Below are 9,354 nucleotides of genomic sequence, written 5' to 3' on the forward strand. Positions count from 1 at the left end.
GGTTCAGGGTAGAGGGCGGGGCGGCGCGTCCGGTGCGCCGCCCCGGCAGGGGATGGGCGGTCAGGCCGCGATGTGCCGTCCGGTGGCGGCCACCAGGTCGTCAGCGGCCTTGATGGCGGCCTCGCGGCGGGCGGCGAGAATCGTGTGTCCGTCAGCGCTCCGCAGGGCGTAGGCGGCCTGCGCGGCGGCCTGCGCTGCTGTGGCCACGGCAGGCATGAGGAGCTGGACCTGAAGGAGAGGGCCGGTGATCGCAGCGCGGGTGGCGTGCGACTCGGTGCGGGCGCAGGTCCAGTCCTCGCCGCGCAGCCGCAGATCCTCGCGGACCCACATCGCCCTGCGGTGGTCGGCCAGGGCTTCGGCCAGGGCGGTCACGGCAGCCAGACCCTCGGTGCACAGGGCTTGCTGACGTGCCGTACGGGCGGCGCGGGTCTGATGGGCGCTGGTGATCCCGACACCCGCGAGGGTGCCGAGGACCGCGATCAGGGTTTGCCACATGGGGTGGTCCTTCCTCGAAACGGTGGGGTGGGGTGGGTCAGCCGGAGCAGACCGAGCAGACCGGTGACTCGGTCCATGCCTGGCACTTGGCGCACTGGTAGAGGTGACGCAGCAGCGGGAGCCCGGCCAGACGGCGGCGGAGGCGGGTACGGGCGCTCATGAGGTCACCCCCGGCTGCACCCAGGCGCCGCACCGGCCGCACACGAGCTGGCCGCTGCTGGAGGTCATGGACCGTCCGCAGCACTTCACCGGGTCGGTGCTGATGTTGGTCTTCTTGTCGTTGAGTGCCACGATGGGCTCTCCCTTTCCTGTCGGGATGGGGAGCGGAGCGACCGGCTTTCTTGGCAGTTGGGCGGTCGCTCCGCGCTGATGTCTGGGGCCGTCTGACGGCTCCCCTCACCGCCCGGCGTGGGGCCGGGCGGATCGGGCAGCCGTCAGCCGCGCTGCTGGGTGAGATCGATACGGGCGGGCTCGACGCACTGGCTGTGCGCAAAAGCCATGATTTTTGCGTACGCCTCGTCCGTGGTCTCCGCGCTGAGGCTGCCCTTGCCCTCGGCGAGGTGGTCGGCCGCCGTGCTGCCGAAGAACGTGAACTCGTAGCGGGTCATGGGTTCCTCCTGTGGTGTGAGGCCGGGCTGTCCGGCTCCCCACCCGCCCCCGCAGGGGCGGACAGGCAGCCGTCAGACGGTGCGGTCCGCAACCGGGGTGAGCAGGTAGTACGGGAACGGGCGCTCCTCGATGTGGACCCCGGCGCTCTTGATCCAGTACCAGTGGAACGGGAAGCGCGGGGCGCGCAGGATGCGCAGGGCGACCGCACGGTGGTGTCCGTCCGAGACGTAGACGTCGCCGTACCGGTCGCTGATGCCGAGGACCACGGGCACGTCCAGGCCGCGCAGCGGGATCGTCTCCAGCAGACCGGCGAGGATCACCGCGTCCTTCTCCCGGCGGGCGAACCGGGTGTGGGCGTGGGCCCAGCGGGTGTACTCGGTCGGGCGGATCGCTGCGTCCGACAGCAGCGCGGTCGGCAGGCTTCCCCGGTAGCGGGCCACGGCGCTCACCGACCGTTCCGTGTGGTGGCGTTCGCGCGGCCGAACCAGCGGGCGTCCACGTGGTTGGTGACGTGCGTGGTGGTGGTCTGGGAGGGGGCTCGGCGGGCGGCGGCGCCGACCACGAACAGGAACGCCAGGGCCCACAGGCCGCCGCCGGAGGCGACGGCGGCGAGCGGGGCGAGAACCTGGCCGAGGCCATAGCCGACCCCGGCCGCGGCGGCTCCGGTGCCCAGCCCGGCCGCCAGGACGACCTGCGCCCGGGAGTCGATGAGCGGCTGCGGGGTCAGGTCACGGGGCCGGGTGGCCGGCACAGCCGCGATCAGCGCGTCAGCGTGGGAGCGGGAGACGGGGACCATCCGCCCGTACGCGTCGGGCACCCAGACGATGACCTCCTGGTGCTCCTGGTGGCGCTCGCCGTGCAGCTGCACCGGGCCGAACAGCGGGGCCGGGGCGGGGACGTAGGTGGTCGTCGGGCGGGGTTCGAGGTGGTGGGACACGACTCGCGCTCCTCACGTTAAGTAACTGTCAGGGAGGGTGTCAGAGAGGGGGTGTTCTGACAGTCAGGGCGGGAAGTCAGGCCCTTCACGTGCGAAGTTCCGTGACTTCCCTATAGGCCCCCGGCGGGCCTGACTGTCAGAAGTCAGGCCCGACCGTGACTGTCAGACCGTCACAATCTGTGACGGTTATGCGGGCTGGAGCGGGGACTGGACGATGGAGTACGAGCCGTGTCCGTCGCGCTGGAGCAGCCCCAGCTCCATCAGGCGCTTGAGCTCGCCCTGCATCCAGGGGCGCTTGCGGCCGGCGGCCGTGGTCGCCGGGATCAGGTCGGCCGGCTCGAACTCCAGGCGGCCGCTCTGGACCCAGCCGTCGAGCTCGACGTAGAGGATGTGGCGGGCCTCCTCGGTGCCCACCGGAGCCGGAGCCTCGAACTCCATCCCGGAGTCGTCGTCGGCGTCGGGGACGTCGTCCTCCAGGCGCAGGGAGGCATAGGGGGCGTCCGGCTCGGGGTCGCCGGGGATGGAGCCCATCACCTCGTCGTATGCCTCCTGGAGCTCCATCTCCGCGGCTTCCTCAGCGGCGCTCATGTGGTCGTCGTCCTCCAGGTCGTGGACGGAATCGGCGGGCGCCGGTCCGGAGTGGCCGGGGTGGGTGGCCGGAGCGGGCTGGCCGACGCCGACAGTGGTGCGGTTGGTGCCCCGGTGGGTGCGCTGCGCGTATGCCTGGCCCAGCGCCGTGGCGGTGGTCTCGTCCAGCGGGTCCCGGTAGGGGGCCCCGGCGGCCACCAGGGCGGCCAGCTCCTCGCGGTCGGTGAGGCCGGAGCGGACCTCGGTGACCCACCGGGCATCCGGAATGCCCATGCCGGTGGCGAACGCGTAGCCCGGCCTGCTGGAGCCCCACGCGGGAATCGCTCCCGCGCCGGTCACCGAGTCCGGGAGGCAGAATCCGGCGTCGCCGGGCTGGTCGACACCGAAGCAGATCGAGCCCTGGAGGTTGGCCCGGATGTCCGTGCTGAGGTTGGTCCAGGTGGCGCGCTGGAGGCTGATGCCCAGCCAGATACCTACCGAGCGCGCCTTGCGGGCGATCTCCTCCAGCTCCTCGAAGTCCGCGACGTCAGCCGCCTCCTCGATCCACACCAACATGGCGTTGAGCGAGGAGTCCGGCGTCCACTGGTCCAGGCCCTCCGACGCGAGGACGTCGCCTCGGGCCTTGATGGCGGCCGGGAGCGAGCGCAGCATCCGCTTGGCTTCCTTGGCGTCCTGGATCAGCCAGTCGATCCCGTCCGCGATGTGCCCGACCGTCTGCCGGCCCTTGGCCAGGTCCACCAGGAACACGGTCATCTTGCGGCGGGTGGCCAGGTGCGCCACCAGGGAGCGCAGGAACTCCGACTTGCCCGCACCGGTCACACCCATAACCAGAACGTGCTGGAGGATCGCCGCCCCGAACGGATTGAGCGCCCAGACCTCGCCGTCCGCGTACAGGCCGACCGGGATGTCCTCCGTGGGCAGCAGACCCAGAGCGGTCGGCTGCGCGAACGGCACACCGTCCTTGAGCAGATCCGCGACCCGCAGGGAGATCGTGCCCCGGGACGCGTTCTCCGGGTCCGGCGTCACGATCACCCCGGACGGCGGGACCTGGAGTGCTGCGGCCACCCGGCCGGTGGTGCCCTGCACGGCCTCGACCGTGGTTCCGGGCTCGACCTGCACCGCCGCCTGCACGGTGCCCTTGCCCGAGCCCTTCGCGTCCCTGACCCGCACCTTCTCCCAGCCGATCGCCGCGGCCAGCGCGGCCATCCCGCCGTTCTCCTCGGTGGTCTCGGTGTCGCCGGAGGCGCCGTTGCGGATGATCTGGCGCACGTTCCAGGACGCGGCGAACATCCCGCCGCCGATGAGCCAGCCGTCCAGCACCGGGGAGCCGAAAGGGCCGGCGGCGGTAGCGCAGGTGAGCCAGCCCATCCCGGCCGCCACCGACGCGGACACCTGCGCCCGGCGGAACTTGCCGAACTTGGTGGCGGCCGGGGTGGACTTCCACGCCACCCCGGTCAGGGCCGCACCGCCGACCGCCAGGGCGGCCGACGCGAGACCGGCCGACAGCGGGGTGGCGCCCCACATCGTGTTCGTCGCCCACCCGGCCAGCGGCGGCAGGGCCGCTGCCCCGGCCCACGGGGCGGTGTACGGCAGCGCCTTGCCCGCGAGGTGACCGACGACGTGCGCGATGAACGCACCGCCCCTGCCGAACGGCACAACGTCCGTCGTGGTATTCATCGGGACCGCAACCGCGGTCTTCTTGCGTCCGGCCATCACCGGACCTCCTTCTCAGCGTCAGGGCAGGTCCGGCAGTCGGGGCCGTCCGGGCAGGCATCAGCGACCTCGCACGCCGTGGAGCAGTACCGGTAGCCGCCCGGGGCACCGCAGTTGATGCACTCCCAGAGCTCCATCACTGGTCCCCGATCGTGAACGTCTTGCGCGGGGCCTTCTTGCCGTTGCGGCGGGCCTTGGCCTCCTGCTCGGGCTTCACGAAGTGCCGGTCGAAAGCGTGCGCCATCTTCAGGGCGCCGACACCGAGCGCCTTCGCGGCCTCGGCCGACACCTTCAGGTGCGCGGAGACCAGACGGGCCTTGACGCGGCTACTCGCGCCGAAGGTGTACCACTTGCCCTTGTAGGTGCTGAGGACCCCGTTGATCTCCTCGGCCCGCATCCCCAGGATCAGGTGGAGCTCACGGCCCAAATGGTTGATCGCCTTGGCCAGCGCGAGGATGTCCTTGTCGGACGTGAACTCGATGCGCTCGATCGCGTAAATCAGGGCGTCGCCCTGGTGGCGGTCCCCGTTCCCGCCCGCCGCACCGCCACCGCCGTTGCCGCGACCGCCGCCGTTGCCCCGGCCGCCGACGTTCACGGTGAGCGGCGGGACGAACCCGCTGGCCGCCGCACCGACGAACCCCCCGGCCGCCGCACCCGCCGCGCCCGCCACCCGCTCGCCACGCCCCGACCCGGCCGGGGAGGACGGCTGCGGCGGAACCTGACGGCCCTCCGCACGCGCCCGCTGCCCTGCGGGGAACGACGGCTCACTGATCCCGCCGTCCTCCTCCCAGTCGTAGACATCGCTCTCCGCCGCCCGGGGCCGCCCGGCCGGACGCCCCAGACGCACATCGACACCAGCCTCCGGGTCGTGAACCCAGCCATTGCTGTTGGTCGCCATCACTTCTCCTCGAAGATCGTGTTGCCGCCGAACCAGGCGGGCTGGGAGAGGTGGACGACGTCCGCCTCCGGGTCGTCGTTCCGGACCGCGTCAGCGGTCTTCTCAATCAGCTCGTGCGCCGCCATGAACCGCGCCGTGGCCAGCGCCGCGTACAGGTCGGTGGGACCCATCCGCGTGGCCGTCGCGAGGCGGACGGCGAGGCCGGCCACCCGGGCCGCCGACGCCACCGCCCCCGCGATCCGGTCCACCAGCAGCACCCTCATCTGCCCGTACATCAACGGCCACCCGTCAGCGCCATAGCGCTGACCACACGGCCCGTACCACCGGTCAGGGCCACCACGGTCAGCAGCTCCCCGTCCGGGGTCCGCAGCCGCCGGCCCTCCGCGTCGAACACGAACGTCACCGGCTCGAAACCGGCGAGCGTGTTCTTGCCGATCGTCAGATACACGTCCCGCTCGGGCATCTCCGCCATGCGCCAGGTCTGCCGACTCGGCCCGAAGTAGATGTAGATGGCGTTCACCGGCCACCTCCGAACAGGTCCCCCGGCAACGACGTCTGCGCCTCGTCCAGCCGCTGACGGCGCAATTCCGCCGCCCGCTCCGCGTTACGCGTACGGGCCTTGCGCCAGCACGGGCCGCACCACGGCCGCAGCTCGGACACCGGGGCGGAGGCCGTCTCGTGCTCGGTCAGCGGCAGCGGGTGCGGAGCAGTGATCAGCGGCACCTTGACCGTGCCCTCGGACTCGCACTTACCACCCGCGTGCTCACTCCCACAGCCACCCCCACAGACACACGACCTGCGGTGCTCCCGCAACACCTGCTCCAGCACCGTCATCCCCGCCACCCCGACCCGCGCCGCGAACGGCTCGGCCTCCGGGCCACGGCGGTTTCCCTCGCGCTCCTGGCGGTCGATCTCCTCCGGCAGCCCCGCCCGTAAGCGGGCGCTGACCTGCGGCTCTACCGGCCGCTCTGACACGATCGTCACGTCGGTTCCCTCTCCCAGAGGCTCAGACCGGCCCCGGCACATCTGGCGTTGCAGCGCCCTGCCGGGAACCGTCGACATACCTGACGAACCATCCTCAAGGTACGAGTTGGCTCATCGATAGGTACTTCATGTACCTTCCGATGACCAGAAGGTACATGAAGCACACGCATCATGCAAGCGTTGTACCTTGAAGAGGTATTGATGTACCTTCAGGGAGAGTCGCTGATCCGACGAAACAGGAGTAGTCATGGCATACAGGTCACTTGGGAAGGGGTATGCCGACGTGGCAGACCACTTCCGCGCACGCATCAAGAACGGAGAGCTCACCCCCGGTGAAACGCTCCCCTCCGTAGCTGAGATTCGAGAGCAGTTCGACGTCGCCGCCAAGACCGTGAGCCGCGCCCTGGGCATGTTGAAGACCGAAGGATTGGTCACGTCCCGGGGTTCACTCGGGACGGTCGTCGCCAAGTCCTCGATCGTCATCACCGGCTCCGACCGACTGAACCGCATGGCGCGGAACGGGCTCCGGTACGCCCCTGGCGAGACTTCTACAGGTCACCGCGTTATGTGGCGGTCGGCGCACGACGCCAAGGTCTGCAAGGCCCTCGACCTGGAGCCCGGCGACGAAGTAGTGATCCGCATCCGCGTCTTCCACCAGGATGGGCAACCCACCTCGGTTGGGCTCTCCGTCTACCCGCCCCACACAGTCGCCACGGTGCCGGAGCTGACGGAAGACGTCCGCATGACCTACCAGTTCGACAAACTCTATGCCGACCGGACAGGCAAGAAAGTAGTAAAAGGGCAGAGGCTTAGCCATGCCCGCCAGGCATCGCAGGACGAACTAGACGCGCTCGGTATCGACGCGCCTTCCCATTCTGCAATCGCCGTTCTCGTCACCACGGTGACATTTCACGACGACGAACGCCCACTGGGCTATTGGGAAGACGTCTACGCCCCTGGCTCGCAGGTACCTATTCCCGACTAGGGCTCGGGGTACCGGTTCCCACTCCGGGCGGAGCTCGGATGAGTTTGCAGTAAGGCGGCATGACGACACAACGCAGCAGGCCCCGCCACTTGGCGGGGCCGAAGGTTACGGCTGGCGCGCCTCCCCATCCCCCCAGTGCATACGTGATACGGATTACACATATGTCCAGTACAGAGCAGCATCTACGAGTGACTGTGGCGGCACTGATGTACGCCACGGGCGAGGACCAGCGCGCTCTCGGCGCCGGGTTGAGGCTCAGTCAGGCCCAGGTCAGCCGGAAGCAGTCCGGGCGGGCGGCATGGTCCCTTACGGACCTGGATCGCCTCGCGGTCCACTACGGGATGCCAGTGGTCGATTTGCTGAGCGGTGCCGATCACGCCGTCTCGAAGCTCTCACCCCGTCGGCGGGCGGCGCTCATCGGGGGCACCCAGACCTCAATGGCGTTCTAACGGCGCGTAGTCTCGCCTGCACCAAAAGTTAAAGCCCGCCGTGCTCCACAGGGGATTCACGGTCCCGGATGTGGCGGCGGGCGACCTCACTAGGTCTTTGTCGAGTGTACCCACGCGTCGCGTGATGTACCTCGCGACGGCCGGAATGGACAGCGCATGGGGTACGCCCCTGACCGATTTAGCCCGGATGTACGGACCGGCGGTTCGCCGTTCAGCCAGTTCGTCTCGTCGGGGGCGTCCCGGTGATCCAGCACATGAACTTGGTGTTCCAGGCCAGCGGGCTGAAGACGGGTGAGGGCGCGTTCCTGATGGCGTGCGCGAACCACACCGACAATCGCGGCTACGTGATCGCACACATGCGGCAGCTCGCGGACGAGGCACACATGACGCTGCGGGCCGCGCAGGACAACCGGGCACGGCTGGAGGCCCGGGGCCTGCTGAAGTCGAAGGAGCGCCTCAACCCGAAGAACCGGGCGCAGATGGCCAACCTGTTCCGGATCAACCTGGACAAGCTGGCGGCCATGAAGCGCTCGAAGACGGACTACGGACCGACTCTCATCGAGGAGCTGACCTTCGACGCCTCCGACACGCCGTCCGAGGAAAACTCCAGCTCAGACCCCCATGCAGAATCTGCACCCCCCATGCAGAATCTGCACCCCCCATGCAGAATCTGCGGGGGATGGGGATGCAGAATCTGCACCCCTTCTCCTTCCTTCTTCTTCTCCCTCTTCTCTCTCTGGCCCCGGCCGTCCCATCGGTGACGGCTCGGAGGTCGGCGAGAGAGAGGCGGCTGCGCCGGAGGACGGCCCCGCTCCGGTTGCTGGTGCGGGTGGTGTGCCGGGTCAGCGGGAGAACACAGACGGCAGCGACGAGGACAGCGTGTCCGCTGCGGTGGAGTCGGTGGTGGGTGCGTACGTGGCCACCTACGTGAGCACGGTGGGTGTCCGGCCCCGGCCGTACGTGGTGCAGCGGGTCCGCAGGGATGCGGCGGCTCTGCTGGCCGCTGGCCGTGACGCGCTGTTCCTGGAGCGCTTGGCGGCCGATCTTGCGGTGCAGGGCTGGGAGGACCTGGTCAAGCACGTGTCGAAGAACCAGCCCAAGGCCGGATCGGGACGGAGCGCCGGGGGGGCTGAGCGGTGTGCGGATCATCCGGCCCGGTACCGGGTGGGATGCCTGGACTGCGCGATGGCCGTGCCGGTCTGACCAAACCGGTGCGGGCCGCTCCCCGGCATGGGAGCGACCCGCTGTTTTCCCCTGAACGCTTGACCGAACAGGAGACCTTCAGTGTCCACCAGCATTCCCGTCCAGCACCACGAGGACGAGGCGGCGGGGCGGTCGGCCGTCTTCACCCGGGTGCCGCCGCACGACCTCAGCGCCGAGCAGGCCGTGGTCGGCACCCTCATCAGCGCCGGTGGCCCGGCCGGCGGCCGGTACGTCGCCGAGACCCTGGAGACCGGCATCCGGCCCGAGGACTACTACCGGCCCGCCCACGCCCTGATCCACCGGGCCGTCTGCGACCTGCGCCAGGCGGGCGAGCCGGTCGACGTCGTCACCGTCACCGACGAGCTGACCCGGCGCGGTGAGCTGGCCCGGGCCGGTGGCGCGGTGTACCTGCACACCTGTGTGCAGGCCGTGCCCACGGCGGCGAACGGCCCGTACTACGCCGAGATCGTGCGCGCAAGGCATCCGGCGGGCG

Annotated in this window: 16 protein-coding genes; 5 read left to right on the top strand and 11 right to left on the bottom strand. The window is 70.0% G+C overall.

Annotated elements, in window-relative coordinates:
- Positions 1-60 precede the first annotated feature (60 nt).
- The 11 genes from kilB to Sfulv_RS29625 form a co-directional block, all read right to left on the bottom strand.
- The gene (gene kilB / locus Sfulv_RS29585; RefSeq protein WP_173318412.1) at positions 61-495 is read right to left on the bottom strand and encodes a plasmid transfer protein KilB; all 435 of its coding nucleotides are present in this window, start codon (positions 493-495) and stop codon (positions 61-63) included.
- A gap of 37 nt (positions 496-532) precedes the next feature.
- Positions 533-655, bottom strand: coding sequence for a hypothetical protein (locus tag Sfulv_RS31075; protein ID WP_256669335.1), 123 nt, complete (start codon positions 653-655; stop codon positions 533-535).
- Complete coding sequence (locus Sfulv_RS31080) at positions 652-786, bottom strand: hypothetical protein (RefSeq protein ID WP_256669337.1); 135 nt, start codon at positions 784-786, stop codon at positions 652-654. The genes Sfulv_RS31075 and Sfulv_RS31080 overlap by 4 nt, the downstream gene beginning before the upstream one ends.
- Before the next feature lie 143 nt (positions 787-929).
- Positions 930-1,103, bottom strand: a complete 174-nt coding sequence (locus Sfulv_RS29590) for a hypothetical protein (RefSeq protein ID WP_173318414.1) — start codon at positions 1,101-1,103, stop codon at positions 930-932.
- Between the two features lie 72 nt (positions 1,104-1,175).
- Complete coding sequence (locus tag Sfulv_RS29595; RefSeq protein WP_173318416.1) at positions 1,176-1,553, bottom strand: hypothetical protein; 378 nt, start codon at positions 1,551-1,553, stop codon at positions 1,176-1,178.
- Positions 1,550-2,041 (bottom strand): hypothetical protein, encoded by a 492-nt coding sequence (locus Sfulv_RS29600; RefSeq protein WP_173318418.1) that lies wholly within the window; start codon positions 2,039-2,041, stop codon positions 1,550-1,552. The genes Sfulv_RS29595 and Sfulv_RS29600 overlap by 4 nt, the downstream gene beginning before the upstream one ends.
- Positions 2,042-2,227: 186 nt before the next feature.
- Positions 2,228-4,342 (bottom strand): FtsK/SpoIIIE domain-containing protein, encoded by a 2,115-nt coding sequence (locus tag Sfulv_RS29605; RefSeq protein WP_173318429.1) that lies wholly within the window; start codon positions 4,340-4,342, stop codon positions 2,228-2,230.
- A 136-nt stretch (positions 4,343-4,478) separates the two neighbouring features.
- Positions 4,479-5,240, bottom strand: coding sequence for a TraA-like protein (locus tag Sfulv_RS29610; protein WP_173318431.1), 762 nt, complete (start codon positions 5,238-5,240; stop codon positions 4,479-4,481).
- On the bottom strand, positions 5,240-5,515 hold the full coding sequence (locus Sfulv_RS29615; protein WP_173318433.1) for a hypothetical protein: 276 nt from the start codon (positions 5,513-5,515) through the stop codon (positions 5,240-5,242). The genes Sfulv_RS29610 and Sfulv_RS29615 overlap by 1 nt, the downstream gene beginning before the upstream one ends.
- Positions 5,515-5,760 carry a hypothetical protein gene (locus Sfulv_RS29620; RefSeq protein WP_173318435.1) on the bottom strand — a complete coding sequence of 82 codons (246 nt, stop codon included), beginning with the start codon at positions 5,758-5,760 and terminating at the stop codon, positions 5,515-5,517. Before Sfulv_RS29620 ends, Sfulv_RS29615 begins: the two co-directional genes overlap by 1 nt.
- A complete protein-coding gene (locus Sfulv_RS29625; protein ID WP_173318437.1) occupies positions 5,757-6,224 on the bottom strand; it encodes a hypothetical protein in 468 nt (155 codons plus the stop codon). The genes Sfulv_RS29620 and Sfulv_RS29625 overlap by 4 nt, the downstream gene beginning before the upstream one ends.
- A 247-nt stretch (positions 6,225-6,471) precedes the next feature.
- Here Sfulv_RS29625 and Sfulv_RS29630 point away from each other — a divergent pair, with 247 nt between their 5' ends.
- From Sfulv_RS29630 to Sfulv_RS29650, 5 genes are all read left to right on the top strand, one after another.
- Positions 6,472-7,209 (top strand): GntR family transcriptional regulator, encoded by a 738-nt coding sequence (locus tag Sfulv_RS29630; RefSeq protein WP_173318439.1) that lies wholly within the window; start codon positions 6,472-6,474, stop codon positions 7,207-7,209.
- Between the two features lie 206 nt (positions 7,210-7,415).
- Entirely contained in the window at positions 7,416-7,658 is a 243-nt protein-coding gene (locus Sfulv_RS29635) for a helix-turn-helix domain-containing protein (RefSeq protein ID WP_246356959.1), read from the top strand.
- Positions 7,659-7,912: 254 nt separating this feature from the next.
- A complete protein-coding gene (locus Sfulv_RS29640; RefSeq protein WP_173318444.1) occupies positions 7,913-8,419 on the top strand; it encodes a hypothetical protein in 507 nt (168 codons plus the stop codon).
- Positions 8,420-8,537: 118 nt separating this feature from the next.
- Positions 8,538-8,861, top strand: a complete 324-nt coding sequence (locus Sfulv_RS29645) for a hypothetical protein (protein WP_173318446.1) — start codon at positions 8,538-8,540, stop codon at positions 8,859-8,861.
- An 81-nt stretch (positions 8,862-8,942) separates the two neighbouring features.
- Positions 8,943-9,354: DnaB-like helicase N-terminal domain-containing protein (locus tag Sfulv_RS29650; RefSeq protein WP_305961412.1), on the top strand; the 412-nt coding region annotated here is incomplete at its 3' end.

Origin of the sequence: Streptomyces fulvorobeus (genome assembly GCF_013167895.1) — a bacterium.
GTDB classification, from domain to species: Bacteria; Actinomycetota; Actinomycetes; order Streptomycetales; family Streptomycetaceae; genus Streptomyces; species Streptomyces fulvorobeus.